The following is a 24,340-nucleotide window of genomic DNA, read 5'->3' as shown; positions in this document are numbered from 1 at the left end:
GATAATGGTGGATATTTAGTTAAATTTATAGATATAAAGTAACCTTGAGAATGAATAGATTAGACGCTGTTATTATTTCAGAATCCACGCTTTTAACGGCACTCCAGACCAAGTCAATGGAAAAACTAGGCTGTAATGATTACATGGATATTTTTTTAGCTTTTAAAAATAGAGTCAGCCAAGACACCAAGTTCATTGTAAGAAATTTTCCTGAGTATACACCCCATGATGAAGAGCATCATTTACGTAGGCTTATTTTTCTTGCTGATGAACTTTTGGGAAAGGAACTTATACATTCTCTCAATGCTACTGAACTACTTGTGTTGTGTCTCTCGATCTTCGGACATGATTGGGGTATGGCCGTTTCAGATGGGGAAATGAAAGCAATTTCAGATAATTCTGCGGAAGGTACATGTAATTTTGCATTGATAAATTCGGAACACAGTAGATTCTTACGGTATTTGTCCAAACTCAATAAAACCATCGATGATGTAAATGCCTTTGACTGGCAGGAATATATTCGATTAACGCACGCCGAGCGAAGTGCGCAAAGGGTTAGAAGCTATTTTAAAAACCTTGATAATGGGATTGGGGAGGCTGCGGCAAGAATATGCATAGGGCACTGGTTGGATTTTAAGAATATCAGGGATACGAATATGTATCCAGTGAATTATGCGGTAAAAAATGAGCGTATAAATCTTAGAGCTGTAACTTTATATCTGCGTTTAATTGATCTATTTGATATATCAAATGAGCGGACTCCTTATATAATTTATAAATATACAGCGCCACAATCTTATCGTTCAAAAATGGAATGGGCAAAACATTATTCGATAAACTCATTGGCAATTGTTGACTTTCAGGGTGGAAGAATGATCCAGGTTGACGGTCAGACGGACGATTATGTTGTTTATGCTGAATTGGAAGACCTCAGGAATTTTTGCAAGGAGCAACTTGCAGGATGTAATGACCTTCTTCATGAAGTGCATGATAAGAGATATCACCTTAATATATTTGATTTACGATGGAATGTTATAGCTAATGGATTCGATCCAATTTCTATAAAGTTTCAATTTGATAGATCAAAAATGTTTGATGTGCTCAGCGAGGAGATTTATAAGGGTGATAAATATGTTTTTATTAGGGAGCTTTTGCAGAATTCGATCGACGCTATCAAATTAAGAAAAGAATGGATTGAGCTGAGGACAAATTCGGAACTGGCCAACTTTGGTAAGATAGAAATACATGTGGATAACGTTGATGAAGATACAATCAATATTACAGTAAGCGACGACGGTATTGGTATGGATCTCTATGTAATAGAAAACTATCTAAGTATTGCGGGGAAGAGCTATTACAGCAGTGAAGAGTTTAAACGACTTGGTTTGAAAATGGATCCTATCTCCAGGTTTGGCGTGGGTATATTAAGTTGTTTTATGGTTTCCGATAAGATTCAAATTAGAACTTTAAAAGATCCTATTATTAATAAAGAGGCTAAATTTCTAACAATAGACATACCATATGTAGATCATCAGTTTCGTGTTGTGGCAACAGATCCTTTTAATGAAAAAATAGGGACCTCCATATCGGTAGCTGTATCTAGAGAGAAAATAAAAAATAGACTTAATGAGGCCACAGAATTGGAGGTAACGACGTATCTGAAAAATTTAGTAGGACAAATTGATTTCCCAATAGTGGTTACTGAAAATAACAAGCAAACCATAATTATTTCTCCTGATCAAAATCTAGAGTTTATCTCAAAAAGATTTCCAGATGCTGATATTCATAAGTTGAACACTGTAATAGACTTTAGTCAGGTATTTTTTCCGCAAAGTTTGAAATTAGCAAAAAAACATTTTAGGATTGAAGAGTTCGATATTTCAAAATTAACTGGGCTAAAAAGCATTACAGGAAAAATTAGTTACGTAATTCCTCACGATCCATTTTTAAAAGTTAGGAGCCGACTTAACAGGCATCGGGAAACAGATTTGTTCCTTATCTCTCAAGGAAAACGTTCGCAGGATCGAAGAATAAAAGTATTTCCTAAATGGACGGAATATGAATTTGCCAATATGCCAGGAAACTACAAGTATGGAGCTAGTTCGTATTCAACCGAGCCTTATAAGGTTTATTTGGATGGCATAATTATACCGAAAGCCGTTCCTCCTGCCCATATTGAAGGGGCTTATGATTTTGTTGAATCTCGCTATTTTCCGCATTATACTCCGAAGGATAGGTTTGCGGTTCCTTATACTGTTGTTCAGTTTACTAAAAATGCTTTAAGACATACAGATATTTCTCGAACAGAAATGGTACAGGATAGTTACTTATGGGATGAGGCTCTAGCTAAATCTTTATTTGATCAAATTATCGAAGACCATCGCGAGAAGTTGATGGACACAGATCTTAAAAAAAGGCTGATGTACATGATCTATCTAACCTATTTTTTTAGAGTTCCATTGTTTGAAATAACATCGAATATTGGTCTTGAGAACTGTCCTTTTTTAATGATTAACGATAAAGGAGCCGTAGTTATAGAGATTTGGGGAAACTTTAAGAATAACAAGGTATTTTTTCAACCCTTATTTACCTATTGGTTTAAACAGATGGTTTTAAAAGAGCTTGATGAAAATTATACAAACGAGGGACCTACATATGACTGGCAAGGTGATGAGTTTGTTATTGGTGAAATCGATTATCCTTATTTTCTTGATGTTACTACTTCTTCTCAAGCAATATTGGCAAGTAAGATCGGGCAATTATATTTGACACAAACACATACATTTCACTCTTATCGCTTTTTGGAGTCTCCCTGGGTAGATGGTCCTCCTATGATTCAGGCGGTATGGATTCCAGATCATGAGGTTATAAAATCTGAAGAAACTGATTTTATACAACTTGCAGCAAATGATATTAAGTCGCTTGCAGCATATTCTGTAGGTGATCTTGTTGATGACCTTTTTTCTTTACTTGAAGATAACTATTTTGATGTTTTTCCGACTATTGCTGTCTTCCAAGAACCCTACAGTACATCCATAGCCTATGGTATTGGTATATTAAACTTTAACCATGATCTAACCAAAGGATTGTTGAGGATTTTAGCAAACATTCAGCTTTATACATCTAAGAAGACGATAGTTTCAGCTGAATGGGGACAACTTATCGACAAGGTTTTAGAGCTGCCGTTTTTTGATCCAAACACCTACTTTGACGAAGAATTTTCATTAGATGAGATTAATCTTATCATAAGTGAGATCAATAAAATGATCTCTTCAAGCAATCTTATTGAAAACTATCAAGATCTTCCTAAAATTTCTCTGGAATCCTTTGTAGATGAAACTATATTAAGAATTGATGATGACCGATATTGTCAATTTTTTAATAATGCAGATTATTTGGATTACGGTCCAAAGTCCAATTATTCAAAGGTGGTTAAGTAGGTCAATTTATATCATAATTTAGCAAATAACTGAGTTTATCTTGATTTACGATAGACTCAGTTGCTTTGATGGGTTATATTGCCTTTAACAAACGAAGTGGAAACCTATTACTAATTTATAAAGTCAAAAGCTACGGATTATTAATTGTATTTATTTACTCACATTGACTTCGTTAATTGCAGTATATTTACAGGATTTGGCATTTGGTAATAAAGTATTTATTTGTTTATTTAATTCAATTTACTGGTTTTAAATGGTTTAATATTTGTATTAAAAATTGACCGATTTTATTCTAAGATGTTTATAACCCAATAAATATTGTTAGTATGATCACTGATGAAAATGTATTGCTCCAGCTTGGAGCATTTTATGAACACTATCCTGCTAAAGAGATTATTTTTCAGAATGGAGACATACCGCATTTTTTTATTCAGATCTGTAGCGGGACAGTAGAATTGAACAACTATCATGATGATGGCCGAGAGTTTACTTTAAATATCCTTTCCGAAGGGGACAGTATCGGCGAATCACTCTTGTTTGGAGACAAAAATTATCCGATGAATGCCGTAGCAAAGACCGACTGTACAGTTATTAAACTGGCTAAAAGTAGTTTCTTGGAGCTGGTCAATAGTAATAGGGAAATTTCTTCCCAGCTCCTGGAACACCTTTCGGACCGGCTTTATTACAAATATACCATGCTGTTTAACAGATATTCAGAATGAGGATTGGAACCAGAGCGATAGGAATTACATTCATAGCACTAAATCCCCGCTTTCAGTCAGGAATAAACTTTAATGCTGTGTTTGAGCAGTATCTAAGGACTTCTCAAATTCCGGTATTGGAATATTTTATAAAAGACCATAAACTACAGTACCGATTTACAAATTGTATTAATAATTTTACAATGCCAATTAAGCTTATTGGTATTGAAGACTGGCTTTCACCAAGTACTTCCTGGCAGTCATATGATATGAAAAATACTCCTATTAATCAAATTGATATTGATCCTAATTTCTATATAAAGACCTTAAGAGCAAAAGAGTAAATTTACGGAGCCTACGATCTTAAGTCAAAATATTTTATTAGAATTAGTAGAGCTTAATGTTAAAGCGGAATGAATGGTTGAAAAAGGCTGTCCATAGGACAGCCTAATAAAACAAAAAGAATGTGAGTAATTTGTTGTGGTTCTAACTTTTCACCCTTATTCCAAGACCAAATTTTGGGTTGCTCGTCTTTTGACCTTTTGCATCATGATAATAGATTTGATAGGTTTCAAAAACAGCTTTCTCCTTTGGAATTTTTGCGTATGCATTATCTCCGGAGTTGTTCACCAGTTTCAGAAAATCATATGCCTTGATTGACTGGGCAGCGTCAAATGTCTGCTTATCAACGGTAGGCTTCTGAAGAATATAGTGGACAACAGTGTTGCCTTTTAAAAATAACAGCATTGCTGTATTATCACTCTCCCAACTGTAGTCGTAGTTTTGTGGAATTTTAATGCTAAGCGCTTGCTCAGTCATTTCTTTAGGGTTTATTGCCATTTGTACGACTAATGTGTCCCAGTCGAAACAGTTAACTTCATCTCGAACGTTTATTATTTCACCTACTTTGTTATTTGTATTAATTTTAGGAGAAAGTTTTTGTTCAAGCTTTGTTAAGCATTCCGTGTTGGTCTGTGCATGGCAGGAAAATGTAAGAGATGCTAATAGTATTAGAATCAAAAAATTTAGCCTTTTTATTCTCATTTTATGGGTGGGTTTGTATTTGTCCGCTTGCTACTGCTGCATTAAAGTCATTTATGAACTGCTGCATGTTGTTATCAGGATTTCCGTGCTGTGAAAACCAATTGAACCCCCAATCATTATTATGCAGATCCATTGTATTATCGTTTCCTGGATTTACGGTTTCATGAAGGGTGTGAAATTCTTTAGCTTTATCCAACCCGATATCTGCGGCATCCATTGCTGACCACATCGCATGTCTTAATGCATCATAGACATTGTCAACCTGTCCTTTTCCATATTGAGCTGCCAATGCTGCATTATGGCGCATCTTATCACGATCTGCCCCTGATGTGTTTAAAAGTAGCCACAGGACTTCTCTGGCTGTAGGGGTTTCTAGAATTCCATCAGCCTCACTTGGGTTACTGCCATCTGGATCACCGCCTCCATCGGGAGGAAACGGGTCATCACCATCACCCCCATAAGGAGGATCATCATCATCCCAGGTTGGAGGGTTGCCATCGTCGTTCCCGCCGGGATCATTACCGCCGCCATCATCTCCTCCGGGAACAGTAATAATGACTTCCGGAATTTCATGTTCGCTCTGTCCGCCTTCAAGACCTCCCTTGAATGCATACAATTCATTTTCTGTCAACAGTTCCAATGTACTGTTGAGCTCGAGTACTTTCGAGTTTCTCATGTATTTAAATTTTAAAAAGGTTATTAGTTTTGGTTAATAATCCGGCCCTTGCCGTCAGTATGGATAGGGGCAATAATACTATCAATGCAGTTTTCTTTTTTGCGGTGAGACCATGAGAAAACTTTAATGTATTTGTCCCAATTTTTATACATTTTTTGTAGAATCGATTCATGATTATGGGGAACAAGGATAGGAGCTTTATAAAGTTCATAAGCCTTTCCTGGAAAGTAATCGGTAGTTAATACCTCATACCCGTCTGAAGTCATATATAAATTTTCTCCTCTCCGAAAAAGCAGCCAGATGTCCACAAATGGGAATGTGTAATCATAACCTTCCTTGTATTCACCATCTTTATAGAAAAATTTGTAATACTCAGATCTTGTTTTATGCCAGATACGCTTTGTAAATTTGATCATATTGTCATTTTCCACTGCACGAAGTAGAAGCTCAATTTCATTCTCATCCATGCATAAGTCTATATCATCATCCCATGGCATAATATCATCATGTCTTATGATCCCCAGAAGCGTTCCTGCATGAGCAAAAAGGCTCAAATCAAGTTCCTTTGCTTTTTCACCCAGGTATTTGAGTATTTCTACTGCCTGTTCTTTATGTCTTTCTTCCCATAGATTAATCTTCTTTATTTTCTCAATAAAAAACGATCCTCTACTTTTATAGACAGGGCAGTTCACCTCATCATATTCAAACCAGCCGGTGTCAATCACAAGTGTTTTTAAAGAGTTGTTAAAGGAACACTCCAGTATTTCTTCATCGATTGGCTGTTTAATACTTTTTAAGCAGTCCATCGATGTGATTTTTTCTCCATTGATGACGTAGATATAACTGCCCCAATAATAGCCCAGTCTGCTGGGGAATATCTCGTTTCTGGGGATGGTATCCTCTTGCAATTTATTGTATGGGATGATTAGATCCCACTCATTGTCAAGGGAATTGATGTCTGTACAGAGTTCTTCGTATGTATGCTTAAGTTTAACATCATTCTCCAGAATAATGCAGGGTGTTGTTATGTCATTTTTTAAAATATAGTCCCAAATAAAAATGTGGGCGGCGTAATTCTTAATGTCTGTCGGAGACATTTCAAACCCATATTTATCTTTGTGGAAATTTTGATTATAAGGTGATTCCGTTATATCGGAACTGATTTTAACTGTCTCATTGCCGGAAGTGGAGTATACGGCTCCTTCTTTAATTTGAAATATCATGTATTAGTTTTGTTTTTTGTAAGGCTTTTGCAGTAAGGTAATCGATGGGAAGTGTTATTTTTATGTTTTCATCATTGCCTTCAATAAGTTTTATGGTATATCCTTTAAACTCAACCACTGTGGCATCATCAAAAAAAGTTGATTGATAGGGCGTCTGATAAGCTCTTTTTATAATTTCAGACCTGAAGACCTGAGGTGTTTGAACAACTTTGAAATCGGTACGGTTCATGCTCCGGTTATTTTCACCATCTGTCATTCTTATAGTAGGAATCATGGGCACAATGGGAACAACAGCATCATGTTCAATTACTTCTGAGAAAGCGCGCTCAATTACCGTTTCGCTTACGAATGGTCTGACACCATCATGAATTCCGATATAGCATTCATGATCGGTAATGGTGTCAATTGCATTCTTCACGGAGTGAAACCTTTCCCTACCTCCGATGACAATCTTAATGGGCTTGAGATAATAGTATTGTTGGCATAAATTGTCCCACATTTCCAAATGAGAGTTATTAAGAACCAGGATTATGTCAAAGATAAGAGTGGGGTGGTTTAAGAAAGCATCGATGGTATGGATTAGAATTGGCTTACCATCAAGGGGAAGGAACTGTTTTGCGATTTCAGCGCCCATTCTGTTACCCTCACCAGCTGCCACAATTATAATGTATTTCTTCGTTCTCATCAATCGTTTCATTTAACTGATGTCAAAACTAGAACATAAAAATTGCACGGGTGTGAATGGATTGTGAACATTCTATTAATTGTTGAGTTATGGTTTTTTTTATATTCTTAGAGGTTATTATTTTGCAAAAAAAACTAATGATCAAAAGCTTTCCGCACGAAAGGCAGTATGATAAAATGGATTGTGGTCCAACATGTCTGAGGATAATAGCCCAACATTACGGAAGATATTATTCGTTACAATTTCTGAGGGATTTATGCAGCATAACAAAGGAGGGAGTCTCTCTGGCTGACCTGATATATGCCTGCGAAAAAATCGGAATCAAGTCTCACGCAGTACGTTGTACTTTTCAGGAATTAAAATCACAGGTTCATCTACCCGCGATTCTTCACTGGGGTGAAAGTCATTTTGTTGTTATCTATCGAATTAAGGGAGGTAAGATTTATATATCGGATCCGGCAAGGGGGAAGGTTGTGTACAGGCTGGATGAATTTCAAAGGAAATGGAAAAAAGACAATGAAAAGGGGATTGCCCTTTTGATTGAACCTGCCCATAATTTTAAAACTGTCCATATTGAAGAAGTCATTGAGCAGAGGAATACGCTGTTCGATTTCCTCAGGTATTTTTCAAACTACAAAAAAATACTGTTTTTATTACTTGTAGTAATGACTATAATTACGGGATTGAATTTATTTCTTCCGTTTATCTCCAGATCTGTAATCGATATCGGAGTGAACAAAAGGGATTTACAATTTATTAAGATGATCCTTATTGCTAATCTGGCGCTTATTATCTGTTCTTTTTTTTCAACGATTATACGGGACTGGATCATCCTGCAGGTTTCAAACAGAGTAAGCGTTAATATTATTTCAGATTATCTATCGAAGCTTTTAAAACTGCCTTTCAGTTTTTTTGAGAATAAACATCCGGGAGACATTCTGCAACGGGCCCATGACCATGAAAGAATAAGAAGTTTTATTATGGGAAATTCTTTGAATATTATTTTTTCTCTTTTATCATTTTCTGCTTTCATTTTTGTTCTTGTGATTTACAGCATTCCCGTTTTCCTCATTTTCATAGCGGGTACTGCAATTTATCTTACCTATATATTTCTTTTTTTTAAAGCCAGAAAACAGGTTGATATGAATTATTTTGCTTTAATGGGCAAGGATCAGGGATTCTGGATTGAAACGATTAATAATATTCAGGAAATTAAGATCAATAACTATGAGGTTTCCAGAAAACTGAAATGGGACGAAATACAGGCCAAAATCTTTAAGCAAAATCTACAGATGCAATCCATTACGAACAGACAGAACGTGGGAGCGCAGGTTATTGATAATCTTAAAAATGTATCAATTACTTTTTATTGTGCAGTGCTTGTGATTAATGCTAAAATGACCCTTGGAGAGCTTTTGTCCATTCAAATGATACTGGGAATGTTGAATGGTCCGATTCAGCAACTGGTTCAGTTTTTTCTGGGTTTCCAGATGGCGAAATTAAGCTTTAGTCGAATTCGCGAGATCAAGAGTTTGCCCGAAGAAGATAATTATGAAAATAACAGCTTTACGCTGCCTTCCTCGGGAACCTTAAAGTTTTCAAATGTTTACTTTCAGTATTCTGCTCGCCAGCCCTACGTATTACAGAATCTAAATTTTGTCATCCCCGAAGGAAAGACTACTGCTTTTGTGGGAGACAGCGGTAGTGGCAAATCTACAATACTAAAGCTTTTACTGCGCTTATATGAGCCTTCGGCCGGTGAAATTACAGTGGGTGAAATGAATTATAAGAACATAAGCATTTCTAACTGGAGAGATCAATGTGGGAGTGTTTTCCAGAACGGTAAGATATTTAATGATACTGTATTAAATAATATTGTCCTCAACACAAATAATATTGATTATAAATTGCTAAAAGATGTCGTTGATATTGCAAACATGACACAAGAGATTGAGAATATGCCTTTGGGGTACAAAACTAAAATAGGTGAAAACGGAAGGGGGATAAGTGGTGGACAAAAGCAGAGAATACTTATCGCAAGAGCTTTATACCGAAATCCGAAATATATATTTCTGGACGAGGCGACCAATGCACTTGATTCAATCAATGAAAAAAATATTGTTCATTCTCTTTCCGGAGTATTCGTTAATAAAACGGTTGTAATTGTTGCCCATCGTTTAAGTACCATTATGGACGCAGATCAGATTATCGTAATGAAAGACGGTAGGATTATAGAAAGAGGAAATCACATGACCCTTATGAATCAAAAGGGACATTATTATAAGCTTTTTGAAAGTCAAATAAATGTTTTAAATGGAACCGAGAAATTACATACAGAGACCACCACAGCCTAATTCGGAGGAAATTACTTTTCTAGTTTCACGAATACCGAGTAATATCAGTATACGGATTTTTGTTTTGATTAGTTTACTTCTATTAGTACTTATCAGCGCCTTATTTGCGATAAAATATCCAGATTCTTATAAAGGGTCTGTCACGATCGTGGCAGATAATCCATCCATATCTCTTGTGGCCAATCATCAGGGGCCGGTAGTTATTTTGAAAAAAGACCACGAAGCTGTTAATAAAGGAGATATTGTCGCTTATATTGAAAATGAGGCCTCTTTTCAGGAAATGTTAGTGTTGGAAAAAACAATGCTAAATTTTAATGCGGATACAGATTTTGCTTCATTTTACCAGGCACTTCCTAAAATAGTTCATGTTGGAGAGATTAATAACAACTATTTTACTTTCCTTAATGCCTTACAGCAATATGTCCTTTTTTCCAAGAATGACCTTTATGACAAACAGCAGAAGCTTTTAGATAATCTTGCAAGTAAACAGGAGAAGGAGCTGAACTTACAGAAGGGCAGGGTTGAACTGATCAATAAGAATGACAAATTGGGGTACAATAAGCTTAGAAGAGATTCCGTGCTTAGGGATGCCCAGATCATTAGCCAGCAACAATTCGAAGATACAGAGCAAAACTATCTCAACGCGCTGCAATATAATAATACGACTAAACAGGAGATTCATAAACTGGATCAGGAAATTCTGACTACAAAAAATAAAAGCACGGAAGCACGGATCCTAAAAACGGAAAAAGAGGAAAAACTTATCTCCGACTTATACAATAGCTATAATGATCTTATTAATAAAATCAGGGCTTGGAAAAGAGCTTTTTTGATTATTGCACCTGTTGGTGGAAAGGTGCAATTTTTAAGTTTTCTGAAAAATAATCAATATATAAATCATCAGGATCCCATCTTTGCGATTGTTCCCGCATCCAATAAAGTCAATGGCCAAATGCTTATCTCAGATTTTGGATTGGGTAAAATTAAACAAAGCCAGGATGTACTGATAAGACTCAATAATTTTCCCCATGAAGAATACGGAGTCATAAAAGCAAAGGTGATAAAAGTTTCGTTTTTGGGAAATACTGTTAAAACGGTAAACGGTGATGAAAAGAAGTATATGGTAGACTTGGCGATCACAGCTGCAGGCAGTACGATCCTTTCGGATGGAGTAGTTGGAGAAGGAGAAATTTTGACTGATAACAAAAGACTTTACGAAAGGGTTCTGGAAAAAGTTATTCTGAACTTCTAAAAATAATGATAAATGATTAAAATGAATCTGCTATCGATGTTTATCTTATAAAGGTATAGAGCGGGACCCTTAGGATCCCTTTGCACGTTCCAATGAGATTCCCATAGCAAAGCAATTTTTGTGAACTGCCAGAACGATCGTACGTGGAGGGCACTTTCTGCATATTTTGTTTTATTATTTATTTAGAATTAATAAAAACAATATGTCTTTGCAATCCACTTTTTTTATAAAAAAATTCAAAGAAAAATTCTATTCAAAACAAGCAATGAAAATTAATCAATGCAGTATGGCTAAGATCGCCGTCGTATTATTATATTGTTCTTATTCGTTATCCTCCAGAGTTTTCGCTGCGGTAGCCTTTATTTAATCAAATCATTTATCTATATATTCTTTTCATGTTCAGCAAAATGGTACTATCACTGGCCGGGTTGTCAATGAAGAAGGAGTACCTTTGCAAAACGTCAAAATACAGCTACTTTCAGCCGTTCGCTTCCTTTTCACAGGGTTATTCTATCGGCGATGTAGGACTTATATTGCGAAACGGTGTTTCCTTAAGCCAGATTGATCCCAAACCAGTTGTTGTCAACAATTTTGAGGTGGGTATCAACGGTAAGCTATCTGTTTGGGACTACCAGCTTACAGGTTATTATAGTACGTCTAAGAAAGGAACTAATTTTGCGGAGACTTCTGTACCTGGTAAATATGAGCTGCTCCAGGTTCTTCAGCGTATTTATGGTGTTGAATTTGTCGCAAATGTAAAACCGGTTCAATGGTTGTCTATTGGTACGGTACCGGGATACATGGACGGACGTCAGGATTTAAAGAAGGAGGGAACTTTTAAAGATAAACTTGACAATTCGATAATTTCTCCCTTCAAAATTAACCTAAATGTTGACTTTAAGCTGACCAAAGAGTGGAATGTTTATGTGCAGTTCCTCCATTTAGGTGGAAGAGACGTGTTTCCGGCAGATGTATATAATTATGGAAAATATCCAATTTCGGGGTACAATTTAGTGGATTTCCAGACGAAATATAAATATAATAATTTTACTTTTTTGTTCTCCGTTAATAACCTATTTAACACCGATTACTATCCAATACATGCCGAAGTACGTGGCGCAACCAATGAGGGGCGCTATTATATCAAGAGTGCGGGGACAATGGCCAACCTGGGAGTACAGTTCGATCTGTAGTGGCAAAAGAATTTAATTCGGCTAATATTACCATATTTACAGTAAAGACAAGACAGAAAACTTCGTATGATTACCCTATATAGCAGGGTTCTGGAAAACTCCAGGACCTTTTCAAGCATTTTCTAGTTTTTATTCGTTCTACGCTATATACAGTTAAGTGAGATATAATTGTTGCAATTTTTTTCTGACTTTTGAAACGACTATACTGATGCCCACCTAAAACTATACCTGGCACGGGCCCCGTTTTTAGATTAAAACATGAGAATTTGCAATTCTTCCCAACTGCTGAAGGAAAGGTGTTGAACTTATCACTCGTAAAGAGCCGTAAACCTAACAGCTTTTTTATGATGGTGACATGGTTAAGCGAAACAAAATACATGAGAATTGTACAAATTTGGAGTACTTGATGCTCAAGTTGTTAAAACTATATTTTCTCTTGTGTTTGAATTAAATACTAATTTTATTGTAATGCTAGAGTACATTAGCTTAGAAATACTTTTACAAGAAGATTGTAATATATTTCGTATTTTTATAGCATAAAGTTACGAAGGCAATTCTTTGAAATCAAGTGAAATGCGTAACATTACCAAATCGTTACCTTGATTTTTGTAAAACCTCGCAAACCATTATTCAATAACGTTTCTATACAGAATGTTGTACTTATATATTAAAAATAGGATATGAAGAGATAATGATTTTTTGGTGAAAATTAATATTTAATAAAATGGATTTTAAGGAAAAATATTAATTAAAAAAATACATTGAAATTACTAATACTTACGGCATGTTAATTATGCTTTATCTAAGTGCACAAAAATGTTTAAAAATATTGCTCATCATGAAATACTATTTTAATGCTCCTAAAAATGTCTGATGTTTTTAGGCATGAAAAATGATTTACTCTTTAAAATTGATTGTAATGAAAAAGAGTGCTAAAGTGCTGGGCTTAGGATTATTTATTTTAGGTGTATGTTTTGTCGGGGGACAGACTCCTCAGAATTATATTTATACCTCCTCGGGAGATCTGCATGGAATTGAAAAACTGATTACCCGTAAAGATATCGGCGGAGTACAGATTGTCTATAACTGGAAAGCTTTGGAAACATCAAAAGATGTATATGATTTTTCTGTTATTGAGAAAGATCTGAATTATCTGACAAGTCTTAACAAAAAGCTATTTATCCAGCTTCAGGACAGATTTTTTGAACCACAAGCAAAATATATTCTGGAGTATGTGTTGAAAGATAAAGAGTATAAAGGAGGATTGATTCCTCAGTATGATAATCCGGGTGAAAATAAACCAGTTGGAAACGGTTGGGCTACCCAGCAATGGAATCCAGCGGTCCGAATGAGATTTCAGAAGCTGATAGGTGAGCTGGCAAAGCAATTTGACGGAAAAATACAGGGGATTAATCTTCCGGAAACAGCGATAGATATTGATATGAAAAAAGATAAAACAGGATTTAGCTGCGACCGTTATTTTCAGGCTGAATTGGAAAATTTACAATTTGCAAGAACTGCTTTCCATCAGTCTTACGTATTGCAATATGTTAATTTCTTTCCGTGTGAATGGGAAAATGATCACCAATATATGTCCAGACTGTTCGATTTTGCGTATAAAAATAATATCGGATTGGGTGGACCAGATATTGTTCCTGATAAAAAAGCACAAATGAAAAACTCTTATCCTTTTTTTAATCAGTATAAAGGAAAGCTTTCTCTTGTAGCCATGGCCGTTCAGGAGCCGACGCTGACGTATAAAAACCCGAAAACGAAAAAACCTTTTACCAAAGAAGAATTTACAGAATATGCTGAAAACTATCTTGGCGTTAATATTATTTTCTGGAGTGTGGAATCTCCCTGGTTGAGAGATCCCAGCTAAGAATTCTCCCTTATACTTTTAATAACCCTCGAAAGCCTCTTGCGGCATAATAAGAATCTGCACCATTGTGATAAGTAAATACAGTATTGTACCGTCTGTCACAGAAAATAGCTCCTCCAACTTCACGGATCTGCGGTGGTGTTTTGATCCAGCTTGAAGTCTTTTGGTCAAATTTTCCCAATTCCTGAAGTTGACGATATTCTTCCTCTGTCAAAAGTTCAATGCCCATTTCAGAAGCGGTATCAATGACATTGCTTTCTGGTTTGTTGGCTTTTCTGGCATCCCAGGCAGGATAATCATAGCATAAGCTTCGGCGTTTGGGGCTTTCCGGAGAACAGTCAACGAAAGAATATTCATCTGTTTTTTTATTATAATCTACCACGTCAGGTTCACCTTCTGTAGTTTCCATTTCGTATAAAGAACGGACCTTTTCGGGATGGGCTTCTAGTTTTTGTTGGATTTTTTCCCATTTCAGATCTTTATGACGGTTCATATTTTTTTCAAAACGGGCTTTTAGTGTTTTCAAAAGCTCGTTGATTTGTTCCTGGGTTAGTTTCTTTTTCATGTCAAATTTTATTTTTTTATGTTGATTGGTGTTGTTGGAAATCGCGAAGACGCAAATTTTATTAATAATGGTTTGTTTAAAGACGAAAGGATTTTACCTGTGATAAAATTTCTGAATCTTTAAAATTATTAATCAGTAATCGTAATTTTTCTTTCTGCAGGTCTGAAGTACCAGGAAATAATGACCAGTACCAATAATAATACCGCAGGAAAAGTTCTGCCGGCCGTATCACCAACGATAAGATGGGAAATTACAGCGCCTGACATGACAAAGAAAAATCCTGCGTAAGCCCATTCTTTGAGTATTAGTCGCTTAGGAATTAAGATGGCCATAACGCCCAGAATTTTCCAGACTCCGATGATGGTCATCAGATAAGAAGGATAGCCGAGATTAGTAAAATTGGCCAGTTCATCTTTGTTTTTCATCAGTTGGACAATGGCTGTTGAAACCATTCCCAAAGCCATCCAAAGGGTGAATATCCAATAGATGATTTTTGTTCTTTTTTGTGAGGGTTGTGGTGTGTTCATGATTGTTTTTTTATATAATTAGTCGTTTAATCCTATTCCGTCCATGATTTGTGGGATGCATTTTTCAATGCGGGCTTCACGGGTTTTAGATTGTTTTGCAGAGGAGAAGTGGAGAAGATAAGCTCTTTGTCTTCCGGGAGTTAATGCTTTAAAAGCTTCCTGTAATGCAGGATCTTGATCCAGCTTCTCCTGAAATTCTTCAGCCATTTCAAACTCTTTTGTTTTCTTCATTTCTACTTTAGCACCCGATTCTTCTATTTCAACGGCTTGAAACATATAAGAGCGAATAACTTCCTCCAAATCATTAATTTGTGCTACTTCGGTAAAACGAATCTGCCTTGCGGCCTGTACATTTTTAGACTGCTGAATCAAAATATGATCAGGATCTTTCATCAAAGCTCCTTTAAAGAAGAGAAGCGCACAATATTCTTTAAAACCATGGATCAGGAAAATATTTTTCCCTTCATAGGTATAACAGGGACAGCCCCATTTTAAATCTTCTACAAGCTCAGTACTAAGGGCAATAGCTCTTAATTTTTCAAATTCTTCCTGCCATTGTCCGGCATTTTCGAAGAAAAAATTAACTTTTGGATTCATGAGTTCTGGGTTTATGTGTTTGAGGGTTTGAGAGTGGGAGAGTTTTGGGTTACGGGATGTGGGATTCGGGTTATTTTGGGGTGTGATTTGAGTTATTCAGGTTTGAGGGTATTAGAGTGGGAGAGTTTCGGGTTTCGGGATGCGAGTTATTCAGGGTAGTTTATAAAACTCGCACCCCGCACCTCGAAACACGTATCCCATATCGTCTATTATCTCTTCCTCTCACCACCCAACAATTCCTGCAGACGATTATGCGCCATATTAATACCCTGTGCAAAAGGCATTTTCAGGTGCTGGTCTCTAAAGTCTACAGATTTATAAATGGTTTGGATTGTGATTTTGCTGGTGGTGTCCGTTAACTTTTCAAATTCTAAAAATTCCATCTGAACCGGAAATGGGGTGTTTTCCATCTGGAAAGTTCTTATAATTTTTTCATTCTGAACAATGTCATGAATAGTTCCATTGGCACTGAAAACCACATCGCCCTGAGGGTTTGATGTTTCAAAGCGGTAACTTCCATGTTGTTTGTTTTCGAAATGGGTTACTTTCGTTCCCATCCATTGTTCGAACAATTCAGCTTCTGTATACGCCTTGAAAAGAAGTTCTACGGGAAGGTCAAATTCTCTGATGATGAAGATTTCCTGTTTGCCGTCTTCTGCCTGGATTTTTGTTTTAAGTTCCATATTTTGGGTTTTGGTTTTGAGTTTCGAGATGCGAGATCCGGGTTTTTGTGTTACGAGGTTCGAGGTATTTTAAATTGCAATTCATTTATCCAATCTATCTTGAAACTTTGTACCCCGAAACATGTATCTCGCACCTCGCATCACGCTTCTTTATTCTGATACGCTTTCATCACACTTTCCAGCTTGTTGAATTTCTCATCCCACATGTTGCGGAAGGGTTCTATAAAATCGGCTATTTCTTTCATTTTATTGGGATTTAGGTGATAGATAATTTCTCTGCCGTTTTGTTCAGATCGCAGCAGTTCACATTCTGTAAGGATCTGGAGATGTTTTGAAACAGTGGGTCTTGCCGTATCAAAATTGGAGGCAATGGCTCCTGCTGTCATCGAGTGTGTCGCTACTAACATCAATATAGATCGTCTTGTAGGATCTGCTATCGCCTGAAATACATCTCTTCTTAAATTCATCGTGTAGTTATTTGACTACAAATATATGTGTAGTTATTTAGCTACGCAAATATTTTGTAATAAATTTTTGATTATAATGAAAAAAGCTCAACAATATAAGGTAATACATTGTTGAGCTTTGAATTTTTATAGGAGAATAGGGAAGTATGCTTAAGATCTTACTTCCAGATCTTCAACGATATTTATCGCTTCCTGCAGGTAGAGGTCTTTTTGCAGATTTTTAATCCATACCTCCGATTTATTTTTGAATGCGGCGTCATTTTTCTCTCTTTCAATATCTTTTGGATACATGGTAAATGTAAGACCACTTTCTAATGTTTTTAATACTTTGAACTTATCATCCTGAGTTTTTCTCTGCTTCATCAGGTCGCTGTATTTTTGTATGCTCAAAGGTACTGTTTTTTCCTTACCCAGATTTTCTTTCCATTGAGCGTATTCAAGTAATAGCTTATAATTATCGTTTTTAGCAATTCTCTCTGCACTTACTTTCTGCAAAGCCTGAATATTGAGAAAGTTTTGTTTATTGAAGCTAGTCCCCTGTATTTTATCCCAGGCTAATGCATAGTCATCATATTTTTCACCGATGTCTGCATAAGAAAAGATATCTTTCATCTGGATATCTGAGCTTACACCTTTTCTCTGGGTAGACTCTCCGGTGATTCTGTAATATTTCTGAATGGTTAGTTTTATGGAACCAAAATCTTCCTCCGTATTTAAAAACCTGTTCAAATCTACAAATACCTGTACCGTTCCTTTTCCATACGAAACAGGAGAACCCATGATAACTGCTCTTCCATAATCCTGCATCACACCGGCTAAAATTTCTGCTGCGGAAGCAGACAATTCATTCTGCAGAATTACCAGTGGGCCGTTCCAGATGGGAACTTCATTTTTATTTTTTAATGTGGTAATCTTTCCATTTCCATCTTTTACCTGTACATAAGGGCCTGCATCCATGAAAAGTCCCATAATATCACCAACTTCCGTTAAAGAACCGCCAGAGTTCCCCCTAAGATCCAAAACAATTCCCTGGATATTTTGTTCTTTAAGTTTGATGATTTCTTTTTTAATATCATCAGAAGCATTTCTGCCGTCCTTATCTTCAAAATCCGCATTGAACTTGGGTAGATTAATAAGCCCGTATTTTTTATCGGATGCATTGATGATAATACTTTTAGCGAAAGTATCTTCAATCGATATTTCTTCACGGATAATGGTCACATCCTGAATCGTTCCGTCCTTTTTCTGTACGGTTAAAGTGATTGGCGTTCCTTTTTCACCTCTGATTAATTTAATGGCTTCGCTGGAAAGCATATCCACAACGTTTACAGGATCAGTATCGGGAGTAGATTTTATTTTTAAGATCTTATCACCTTCAGTCAGCTGCTTGGTCTTCCATGCCGGAGCTCCAATGGATAATGTACCGATATAGAGGTTTCCTTTCTTTTCCTGAATTACGGCGCCTATCCCGATGATTTTTCCTTTGAAGTCCATATCAAAATCTTTCTTTCCCTGCGGTGAATAATAATTGGTATGAGGATCGAAAATATGAGTATACGCATTGATATATACAGTAAACCAATCCATTTTTTGCCTTTTCCTGAATCTGATAAATTTTTCTTCCAGAAGATCTTTCACATTTTCTGTCGCTTTTTTTATCTTTTCATCCTGGCTCAGCACTTCAGGCTTACTGGTGTTTTCTTTATTGTTAGAACCTTCCTTCTTCTTTTCTTCGCTTTTCCTGTTCATGGATTCTATCTCCTGCAGAATATTGTATTTCACATACTTCCTCCATTCATTGTACTGCTGCTGTTTGTTGGCTGGTGCATTTTTCAGTTTAGGTTCCAAAGTCAGTATTTCATCTTCTTCCAGATTGATGGGTTTACTGAAGATATCCTTCGTCATTTTATCAATTTCATCAATCCTTTGATACAATTTATCGACTGTCAGTTTATAAAAAGTCAAATCTCCCGTGTTCAGATAATCATCCAGTTTGGTTTCATATTTACGAAACTCATCCATATCAGATTGCAGGAAATAGGTTTTTGTAGGATCTATAGATTCAAAATACTGTTTATACACTTCTTTTGAATACGCATCATTAATAGGTTTGGGGCTGTAATGCAGATAAGACAAAATATTCTTTGTATTGACCATGATGATCTGCATCTTTTCTTCTTCATTGAGAGGAGGACGAAAACCGAACACGAAAAATGTAAGCGGAAGAAGAAGTAATAAACGAACGGCTCTAAAATTTTTCAACATATCTATGATTGTGCTTTTAATTGAAAACTATGCTTTTTTATTGCTATTAATTGATGTATTTTCCCATTTGATGATTGAAAATAGTAGCAAATAAGAGTTTTCAATATACTTTTATAAAATCACGTGAATGTATGAAAAATATTGATAATAAGTAGTTAGGGAGGAGTATTTTAAGATAAGTTTAAGGTTTGAAGGGCTAGAGTGCTATCAATATAGATTGTATCGTAGGATCTACTATCAACTGAAAAACTTTTCTTCTTAAATTCATTGTGTAGTTATTTATTTATGCATTTTTTTATTGTTTTGATTTGAATAAAGATATTTTAAATAAAAAATAGGGTGAAGACTCTACCTTCACCCCTAAAAACTGTAAAAGTTTTAATGGGGCTTGTGTGTGATAGTTACCATGATACTATAAATTATGGCTTTTAAGAGTAATTTTTTTGAAAATATTATGCTTCTTATCAAAATCAAATGCTACATACATTAATTCCTCAGAATTAGCAGTTGGAAACCTAACTAAATAAATCTGTTTTGTACGTTCCTGATTTTTAATGAAATCAATAATTCTAAATAACATAAACAAGTTATTCGAAAACTAATATTATAGAAAAATCCTCACTTCTAAAAGTAAGGATAATATTGGATAGCTGAAAAATATTCTAAAACTAACTTGTCAGATCAAGTTATGGCTATTATGTAACATAATTATTAAAAAAATCGAGTTGTCGATTATCAAAATATTTTTTAAGATCATTTATGAATTTTTCTCTAAAGTCTATATTTTCAATTTCTTGTCCAAATAAATTAAATTCTTCAATTTTAGGTTTTTCTACAACTAATAATGAATATTTATCAGGTCCTCTATATTGCTCTCTTAATTGCATTAATAATCTTCCTAAAGCGTTTTGTCCTATATAAATTGAATTATCTTTATTAGGAATTGCTCCCCAATAATTATCCTTATTTGAATTTTCAACAATATTCAAGTCTTTGGATGAATCTAAGATATATCCGAAAGTTATAAAGTGTTGAGCAAGTTTAATATTAAGGCACCATTTCATAACTTTTAGCTTTATATCGTCCCAATCTTCTCTGCTATTTCTCTTGTTTGCATTACTAATCATTTTTACTTTCATTGGGCTCCTTTCAGAAATAATTTCTTTTTGTAACTCAATCAAATGAGGAAATCTACAACATTGATATAAAGCCTCAGTATTCAATATTTTAGTATTGTTAACTAATAAAGGGAATTTCATAGACATATTGGATAATTCACCGTAACTATCATTATTTTTTTTAAAAATGATTGAGTTTGTAGGATCATATGCTCTGATATGTTCTATAGGAATATCATATTTTCCTTTTATTTCCATTTTCTTTTTTAGTATTCTATATAATTTCTTCTAAATAAAGGTGTCCATCCATGATGCCCGTACCAAAAAATAAGAGGAGTATTATAAGGGGCATTTCTCCAAGTAAAAAATAAAGTTCCAAAGCCTAAACTATTTTCAAGTCTTAGTCCATATCCCAAGGGTCTTGCTCTGGCGTTATCTAGTAAACCTTCTGATCCATTGTAAATATCTATACAAATTTCTGAAATAATTTTTTCATATCGTTCTCTATTTTCTTTGCTGGAATATAATTTTTCTTCATCTGGTATATCATCAGGTCTATAATAGAAATCTTCTTCTTTATAATAATTTGATGTATTTAGTTTGTTTTTTATTTGATTTTCACACTCTTCAACCTTATCAGATTTATTTGATTCGCTTAAGATAAAAAAATTGAACTTACAATTCTCTTCAAGGGTATTATCTATTTCCAAACCACTATTCCAAGAGTAATAAATGTCTAGAGAGCGTTTTAATCCATGTCTTAATCTACTTATTACTTTATATATATTTTTTTTATGTAGACAAAAAAAACTTAAAAGAAGCTTAGCATCATTTTCTATAAAAACTTCTAAATTAGTTTTACCATCAATATTTTTTTCAAAGAAAAAACCTTTTGAAGTTTCGGTATTGTTTGCTAAGCCTTTATAAAGTGTATCTCCTGTACATAAAACATCGTCAAAATATAAATAGTATTTAGCTTTTATATTCAAGTGATTACTTAAATCAAAATTAAAGTGTTCATTACAAACTTCATAAAGTAAATTTAATAAAATTTTTTGACTTTTTCCTTCAGGTTGATGATCTATTATTCTTACTTCCTCTAAGAAATCCTGTGGTGTAGCAAAATTATGCTTCTCATATAGAAATTCAATTCTATTTTTAATCAAAAGCTTGGCATTTTCTAATGATAAATAGCGGTGCTTCATTAAATGTGTTGTTTCTTCTAGGATAAATTCTCGATCTTTTTCATGAAACTGATTTATCCACTCTTCAATGAGATCTTGAGACATTAATCCGTCTTCTATTCTATAGTCTTTTATTTGCTCAAAAAGATTTGATATTTTTGTTTTCATTTAATTTGTAGTTTGTTATAGTTATTTAGTTTTATTGTTTAAATATTTACTTCTTCTCAATCAACCTCTCCAACTTCTCAATCATCTCCCTCTGCTGCTCCAGCATACGTTCATAAAGTTCAACCATCTTATCAAGAGGATTAAAAGTACAATTAAAATAACCAGAGTTGTTAGCAACTGAACCTTCATGAAATGTATTTGCTATAATATTCACAGCCTGTTCCTCATCAAAATTCTCAATCGCTTCTGCAGGAACTTTCAATATTTGAGCTACCTGCACCAGAATATCAGATTCTACGGTTTCTTTTTGTTCTAAAAGGGAGATTTTCTTCTGATTCCAGTCATCACCCAGTTCAAAAGCCAATGCTTCCTGTTTAATTCCCAGCATTTCGCGGAAACGCTTTATATTTCTACCCTGATGTATTTTCTTATTTTGCATATCTGTGTAACTCATAATAACAAATATAAAGCTTTAGATCAAAAAAATAAAGCGCTGTTTTAAAATAAATACTATTCTAAAATATCTCTCTTTCAGAATAAAATATCCTTTCCTCAGATGGTTTATCCTTCTTATTATCCCTTCATTTGTAGAAAAATAACACCTATGAAAAGAAAAAGAAGAATGAACAGCAGCAAATATAATGAACTGAACAATCGTTACCTTACGGTTTTCCTCAAATCATTTTCAAGAGCGTATGGCAAAATAGTGTACTTCCCCGAAATAAGAATAGCAGGGAAGTGGGTACAGCAATGTGGTTTTAAGGCAGGAGATAAAATATTGGTTACGGTGAGCAGAAACCAGATTATCCTGGAAAGGGAAGTGGATTATGAGGGATCAGTATGATTTCTTTGATGGTTTCTCGCAGATTTTGGAGATTATGCAGATCTTTTTAGAGTTATAATCTGCGATATCTGTTTGATCTGCGGGAGATTTTTAGATTGTTTATTTTATAAAAATACCGATATACTTTCCATTGTATTCTACTACGGTCGTTTCTATGTTTTTTTTGATACAAAAATCCTGATAAGCGGAATTGTCACCAATATCATCACTAATAAAGACTGCGCCAGGCTTCAATCTTTTATAAATCTGATGGTAAGCCCACATTCTTCCGTGGTAACTTTTGTCAGAATCATAGTGGAAAACATCAAAAGAGGAAACCTTTTTAAAAATTTTAGGTAATGATTCTCTGTCTGCAAAACGGAATAACTGCCAATACTTTTTAAGGTTTTCAGGAACAACATATCCTACATATTGATCACCATCCTGAGCAAGATAAGGCATATCTGAGCTGTAGAGTGTACCATTTCTTTGTTGAAGGGAAAGCAATATGGCCAGAGAAGACCATCCATACGCCACACCTGTTTCCAGAACGTTTTGTGCTTTGGTAAATTCACAGGCGTAATAAATAAGCTCCAGAGCACCAGGTCCACCCATTGTAATAGGACATTCTTGTTCTTTTAAACTGGCTTTTTCCAGAATATCAGCAAAGGTAGATCTGAATTGATCAGTATTCATAGAAAAAAGTCGGGAAACCGCTTCTTTTTGGGAAACTGCTATGGAGGCAGCCCAGGAATTTGTTTTTGCTTTTCCCTTGAACGGACTTCTTCTGCTTACCGTATTTTTAATGATTTTTCTGCCCAGTTCAGGATAAAGAGCAGGTCTTTTAAGATAAGCTACAAATGTTTTGAGAACTGTTGACATTTCATTGATTGTATTAAGGTTACAAGACAAATGTATCTTATTAAAAACCATATTGCATTGAGGCAATATTAATTTTGAGAGTAAATCTGTTTAAGATTTTTTAATAAACAGAGTCCGGTAATCAATCAGTGAAAGATCTTATTTTGATGTGAATGTTAAGTTTTAAAGCATTGATTTTCTTTGTTTTAAAAAGAACCAAGGATGATTACTAAACGTGCTGGGAGCTTCGTTAGCAGATTTTGGTGATTAGGCAGATGTTTATACAATAATTTGCGGGATCTGTTTGATTCGCAAAAGATCATATTCTTTGATTTCAGCTGTTTAAAGGAGAAATCATTTCTTTATACTTTGGGAAGAGTTTTTGTTTTTTTCTTTACAAAAATGTCTGTCCAAAAATATATGGAGTACGGTCATAAAAATGGCGATACTATTCTGCTTTTTCACTGGGTAGGTATTTGGTTTTCGTTAACACACTAAAAAGTGTGTTGTTTGCAAATGTATAAAATAATTGGATAAACAGAAAGAAAAATGAGACGAAATTATTCTGATCATTTTTAATAGTCTAATGCTGTGGAAAATGATACTCAGGAAATTGCCTTATCTTTGAGGTT

General features: G+C 34.9%; 22 protein-coding genes. 8 read left to right on the top strand and 14 right to left on the bottom strand.

Annotated elements, in window-relative coordinates; all coding sequences use genetic code 11:
- Window positions 1–50 precede the first annotated feature (50 nt).
- From DEU39_RS05470 to DEU39_RS24295, 3 genes are all read left to right on the top strand, one after another.
- A complete protein-coding gene (locus DEU39_RS05470; protein WP_120231219.1) occupies window positions 51–3,440 on the top strand; it encodes an ATP-binding protein in 3,390 nt (1,129 codons plus the stop codon).
- 326 nt (window positions 3,441–3,766) lie between these two features.
- Window positions 3,767–4,162: a cyclic nucleotide-binding domain-containing protein gene (locus DEU39_RS05465; RefSeq protein WP_120231218.1), complete on the top strand. Its 396-nt coding sequence runs from the start codon at window positions 3,767–3,769 to the stop codon at window positions 4,160–4,162.
- Window positions 4,163–4,344: 182 nt separating this feature from the next.
- Window positions 4,345–4,485 (top strand): hypothetical protein, encoded by a 141-nt coding sequence (locus DEU39_RS24295; protein WP_183037378.1) that lies wholly within the window; start codon window positions 4,345–4,347, stop codon window positions 4,483–4,485.
- Window positions 4,486–4,627: 142 nt separating this feature from the next.
- Here the strand turns inward: DEU39_RS24295 and DEU39_RS05455 are convergent, their stop codons facing one another.
- From DEU39_RS05455 to DEU39_RS05440, 4 genes are read right to left on the bottom strand one after another with little or no spacing between them, the layout of a single operon-like run.
- Window positions 4,628–5,161 (bottom strand): hypothetical protein, encoded by a 534-nt coding sequence (locus tag DEU39_RS05455; RefSeq protein WP_147367555.1) that lies wholly within the window; start codon window positions 5,159–5,161, stop codon window positions 4,628–4,630.
- Between the two features lie 25 nt (window positions 5,162–5,186).
- The gene (locus DEU39_RS05450) at window positions 5,187–5,861 is read right to left on the bottom strand and encodes a DUF6973 domain-containing protein (RefSeq protein ID WP_120231216.1); all 675 of its coding nucleotides are present in this window, start codon (window positions 5,859–5,861) and stop codon (window positions 5,187–5,189) included.
- A gap of 23 nt (window positions 5,862–5,884) precedes the next feature.
- Complete coding sequence (locus DEU39_RS05445; RefSeq protein ID WP_120231215.1) at window positions 5,885–7,084, bottom strand: LicD family protein; 1,200 nt, start codon at window positions 7,082–7,084, stop codon at window positions 5,885–5,887.
- Window positions 7,068–7,769, bottom strand: a complete 702-nt coding sequence (locus tag DEU39_RS05440) for a 2-C-methyl-D-erythritol 4-phosphate cytidylyltransferase (protein WP_183037377.1) — start codon at window positions 7,767–7,769, stop codon at window positions 7,068–7,070. Before DEU39_RS05440 ends, DEU39_RS05445 begins: the two co-directional genes overlap by 17 nt.
- Before the next feature lie 137 nt (window positions 7,770–7,906).
- Here DEU39_RS05440 and DEU39_RS05435 point away from each other — a divergent pair, with 137 nt between their 5' ends.
- The 4 genes from DEU39_RS05435 to DEU39_RS05420 all read left to right on the top strand — a co-directional run bounded on the left by DEU39_RS05435 (window position 7,907) and on the right by DEU39_RS05420 (window position 14,450).
- A complete protein-coding gene (locus tag DEU39_RS05435) occupies window positions 7,907–10,123 on the top strand; it encodes a peptidase domain-containing ABC transporter (protein ID WP_120231213.1) in 2,217 nt (738 codons plus the stop codon).
- A complete protein-coding gene (locus DEU39_RS05430) occupies window positions 10,083–11,375 on the top strand; it encodes an HlyD family efflux transporter periplasmic adaptor subunit (protein WP_120231212.1) in 1,293 nt (430 codons plus the stop codon). Before DEU39_RS05435 ends, DEU39_RS05430 begins: the two co-directional genes overlap by 41 nt.
- 434 nt (window positions 11,376–11,809) lie before the next feature.
- Window positions 11,810–12,568, top strand: a complete 759-nt coding sequence (locus DEU39_RS05425) for a TonB-dependent receptor (protein WP_183037376.1) — start codon at window positions 11,810–11,812, stop codon at window positions 12,566–12,568.
- 919 nt (window positions 12,569–13,487) lie between these two features.
- Complete coding sequence (locus tag DEU39_RS05420) at window positions 13,488–14,450, top strand: hypothetical protein (protein WP_120232200.1); 963 nt, start codon at window positions 13,488–13,490, stop codon at window positions 14,448–14,450.
- A gap of 10 nt (window positions 14,451–14,460) precedes the next feature.
- On the opposite strand, the gene DEU39_RS05415 is transcribed toward DEU39_RS05420, so the two are convergent.
- The 9 genes from DEU39_RS05415 to DEU39_RS05375 all read right to left on the bottom strand — a co-directional run bounded on the left by DEU39_RS05415 (window position 14,461) and on the right by DEU39_RS05375 (window position 22,478).
- On the bottom strand, window positions 14,461–15,015 hold the full coding sequence (locus DEU39_RS05415; RefSeq protein ID WP_120231210.1) for a DUF4256 domain-containing protein: 555 nt from the start codon (window positions 15,013–15,015) through the stop codon (window positions 14,461–14,463).
- 128 nt (window positions 15,016–15,143) lie between these two features.
- Window positions 15,144–15,542 carry a DoxX family protein gene (locus DEU39_RS05410; RefSeq protein WP_062669345.1) on the bottom strand — a complete coding sequence of 133 codons (399 nt, stop codon included), beginning with the start codon at window positions 15,540–15,542 and terminating at the stop codon, window positions 15,144–15,146.
- Window positions 15,543–15,560: 18 nt separating this feature from the next.
- Window positions 15,561–16,139 carry a YdeI/OmpD-associated family protein gene (locus DEU39_RS05405; protein WP_120231209.1) on the bottom strand — a complete coding sequence of 193 codons (579 nt, stop codon included), beginning with the start codon at window positions 16,137–16,139 and terminating at the stop codon, window positions 15,561–15,563.
- Window positions 16,140–16,348: 209 nt separating this feature from the next.
- On the bottom strand, window positions 16,349–16,822 hold the full coding sequence (locus DEU39_RS05400) for an SRPBCC domain-containing protein (RefSeq protein WP_120231208.1): 474 nt from the start codon (window positions 16,820–16,822) through the stop codon (window positions 16,349–16,351).
- Between the two features lie 140 nt (window positions 16,823–16,962).
- On the bottom strand, window positions 16,963–17,289 hold the full coding sequence (locus DEU39_RS05395) for an ArsR/SmtB family transcription factor (protein WP_062669351.1): 327 nt from the start codon (window positions 17,287–17,289) through the stop codon (window positions 16,963–16,965).
- A 150-nt stretch (window positions 17,290–17,439) separates the two neighbouring features.
- Window positions 17,440–19,554, bottom strand: a complete 2,115-nt coding sequence (locus DEU39_RS05390) for a carboxy terminal-processing peptidase (protein WP_120231207.1) — start codon at window positions 19,552–19,554, stop codon at window positions 17,440–17,442.
- A gap of 695 nt (window positions 19,555–20,249) precedes the next feature.
- Entirely contained in the window at window positions 20,250–20,930 is a 681-nt protein-coding gene (locus tag DEU39_RS05385) for an NADAR family protein (RefSeq protein ID WP_120231206.1), read from the bottom strand.
- An 8-nt stretch (window positions 20,931–20,938) separates the two neighbouring features.
- Window positions 20,939–22,024, bottom strand: coding sequence for a hypothetical protein (locus tag DEU39_RS05380; protein ID WP_120231205.1), 1,086 nt, complete (start codon window positions 22,022–22,024; stop codon window positions 20,939–20,941).
- Between the two features lie 46 nt (window positions 22,025–22,070).
- Window positions 22,071–22,478 (bottom strand): helix-turn-helix transcriptional regulator, encoded by a 408-nt coding sequence (locus tag DEU39_RS05375; RefSeq protein ID WP_120231204.1) that lies wholly within the window; start codon window positions 22,476–22,478, stop codon window positions 22,071–22,073.
- A gap of 150 nt (window positions 22,479–22,628) precedes the next feature.
- Here DEU39_RS05375 and DEU39_RS05370 point away from each other — a divergent pair, with 150 nt between their 5' ends.
- The gene (locus DEU39_RS05370; RefSeq protein WP_034697863.1) at window positions 22,629–22,868 is read left to right on the top strand and encodes a SymE family type I addiction module toxin; all 240 of its coding nucleotides are present in this window, start codon (window positions 22,629–22,631) and stop codon (window positions 22,866–22,868) included.
- Window positions 22,869–22,967: 99 nt separating this feature from the next.
- On the opposite strand, the gene DEU39_RS05365 is transcribed toward DEU39_RS05370, so the two are convergent.
- Window positions 22,968–23,729: an O-methyltransferase gene (locus DEU39_RS05365; RefSeq protein ID WP_062669355.1), complete on the bottom strand. Its 762-nt coding sequence runs from the start codon at window positions 23,727–23,729 to the stop codon at window positions 22,968–22,970.
- Window positions 23,730–24,340: the final 611 nt, after the last annotated feature.

The organism is Chryseobacterium sp. AG363 (assembly GCF_003610675.1).
In the GTDB taxonomy this organism is placed as follows: Bacteria; Bacteroidota; Bacteroidia; order Flavobacteriales; family Weeksellaceae; genus Chryseobacterium; species Chryseobacterium cucumeris.
The sequence above is the reverse complement of the archived record's forward strand: the minus strand, read 5'-3'. Positions and strand labels throughout refer to the sequence as shown.